At 29.9% G+C, this 2,586-nt stretch carries 2 protein-coding genes; one reads left to right on the top strand and one right to left on the bottom strand.

From position 1 onward, the window contains the following. Positions 1-505: 505 nt before the first annotated feature. The gene (gene map / locus RH99_RS17860; RefSeq protein WP_010241630.1) at positions 506-1,255 is read left to right on the top strand and encodes a type I methionyl aminopeptidase; all 750 of its coding nucleotides are present in this window, start codon (positions 506-508) and stop codon (positions 1,253-1,255) included. A gap of 78 nt (positions 1,256-1,333) precedes the next feature. Here map and RH99_RS17855 read toward each other — a convergent pair whose 3' ends face one another. After that, a complete protein-coding gene (locus RH99_RS17855) occupies positions 1,334-2,515 on the bottom strand; it encodes a cation diffusion facilitator family transporter (protein ID WP_010241628.1) in 1,182 nt (393 codons plus the stop codon). Positions 2,516-2,586 lie beyond the last annotated feature (71 nt).

Genomic DNA, 2,586 nt, shown 5'->3' with positions numbered 1-2,586 from the left:
CAGACATGGTGAATCACCTTGAAAGTTTATTTTTATCGGTGTATAATATGTGGTAAATTTTCATAATACATATAATTAGAAGGTAGTTTATTATCAAGTAATGTTATTTGTTATATTAATGACTTAGAAAATAATAAATTTTATTTGGAAAAACTATTTTTTTATTAAGGCATATGAAAATAAATAACAAGTCAAAGATACGACGTATATTATGAATCATACAAGGAAACAGGTTCTGATGATAGTGGTGCTATCAGAGGGTTCTGTTAACGTAGTATGATTCATAATATACTAGTATACTGACTAGTTATTTATTTGAACATGCCTAATGTTATATAATTTATATAAAGTTAAATCATTGATGACAGTTATTTTAGTATATGAATATGTTAAAATAATAGTATAAGGCATATGAAAATAAATAGTAAGTCAAATAGACTAGCATACTGATTAGTTATTTATTTGAATGTGCCTAATATAATATTTAAAGATTGAGGCGATAATTTTGATAGAAATAAAAACAAAACAGGAAATAGAATATATGAAAGAAGCAGGAAAAATATTAGTAGCATGCCATAAGGAAATAGCTAAGATGATAAAGCCTGGTATAACTACTATGGAAATAGACAGTTTTGTAGAGAAATTTTTGAAGGAGCACAATTCTACTCCAGAGGAAAAGGGATATATGGGATATCCTTATGCCATATGTGCATCTGTAAATGATGAAATATGTCATGGCTTTCCCACAAAGAAACCTTTAAAAGAAGGAGATATTGTAACTATAGATATGGTGGTAAACCTAAATGGATGGCTTGCTGACTCTGCATGGTCTTATGCTGTAGGCAAAATATCAAAAGAAGCAGAGGATCTTATGAAGGTTACAAAAGAATGCCTTTATAAAGGAATAAAAAAGGCAGTTATAGGAAATCACATAGGTGACATAGGGCATGAAATACAAACTTATGCAGAGTCTCTTGGATATTCTGTAGTAAGAGACTACACAGGACATGGTATAGGTAAAGAGATGCATGACGATGTAGCAGTACCTCACTATGGAAGAGCAGGAAGGGGTATAAAGCTTAGAGAGGGAATGGTAATTACTATAGAACCCATGATAAATATAGGCAGCTATGAAACTGTTGAGGATGCAAATGGTTGGACAGCACGTACTGTAGACGGCAGCCTTTCAGCACAATATGAGCATACTCTTGCTATAACAAAGGATGGTCCTATAATTTTAACAGATCAAGATTAATTTAAATTCAGTTAATAAAAAGCTAACTCTAGGGAATTTATTAGTTCCAATGAGTTAGCTTTTTTTACTAAATATTATTTATTGTGTATAATCTCTGTCTACGGTTATAACTGTATTATAACCATGATTTTTTTCTTTCACGGCTTCTGATATGTTATCTTTAAGAATCTTTTGTTCTTCTTCAGATATTTTATTATCAAAGTCTATAACTATATCAAATATTATACTTCTACTTTTACCTTCTCCAACTATTCTAAAATCGTGTAATGACTCAACAATGGGGAAGTCTTTTAATATATTCAAAACAGAATTCTTAGTGTAAATTACTTCAGCAGAATCATTACATATAGGGTCCATATGTATCACAATAAACATATTAAGTTTTTTAGAAAGTTCTTTTTCAGCAGTATCTATTACATCATGAATCTTCATAATTGACATATTGCAAGGTACTTCAGCATGGAGTGATGCCATAGATCTACCTGGACCATAGTTGTGTATTATTAAATCATGTACACCTGAAATATAATCATAGCTTAGTACACCTGTTCTTATCTCTTCTACTAATTTTGGATCTGGTGCTTCACCTAATAGAGGATTAAGAGTTTCTTTTATAAAGGAAATTCCAGATATTATTATAAAGACTGCTATTATCATACCCACGTATCCATCTATAGAAATATGTGTAAAATATGATACTAATATTGAAATTACAAGTCCAATGAGTATTGCCGCATCATTCAATGAATCAGTGGCAGTGGCTTGAATAGTAGATGAATCAATTAATTTGCCTAAGGACTTGTTAAAATAACTTAACCAAAGCTTTAAAGGTATAGCAATTATCATAATTATTAATGTGATTAGGCTAAATTTAAGAGGCTCTGGATGCAATATTCTCTGGAAGGAGCTTTTAACAAATTCAAAACCTACTGCTAATATTAAAAAGGAAATTATAAGTGCAGAAATATATTCTATTCTTCCATGGCCGAAAGGATGCTCTTTATCTGCAGGTTTACTCGAAAGCTTAAAACTAATAATAGTTACTAGGGAAGAAGTCACATCTGTTAGGTTATTAATGGCATTTGCAATTATAGCAATGCTATTAGTAAGAACACCAAGTATAATTTGAATTATAAATAGTATTAAATTAACTATTATTCCTATAACTCCGCTTAAAATTCCATATTTTTCTCTAACATTTTTGTCATCTACATTAGCGTGATCTTTTATAAAATGAGATACTATAAATTTTATAGTCATTATAACACTCCTCGTTTATCATAAATTGTTAATATTAAATTGAAGCAAGTTCTTAATTCAATACTACGTGT

Source organism: Clostridium arbusti SL206, from assembly GCF_000246895.1.
Classification (GTDB): Bacteria; Bacillota; Clostridia; order Clostridiales; family Clostridiaceae; genus Clostridium_I; species Clostridium_I arbusti.
Note: the sequence above shows the minus strand (reverse complement) of the source record. Positions and strands in the feature narration are given on the sequence as shown.

Bases quoted from the DNA above. Each gene is read 5' to 3' on its own strand.
- RH99_RS17855 (WP_010241628.1), bottom strand. From the start codon at position 2,515: ATGACTATAAAATTTATAGTATCTCATTTTATAAAAGATCACGCTAAT.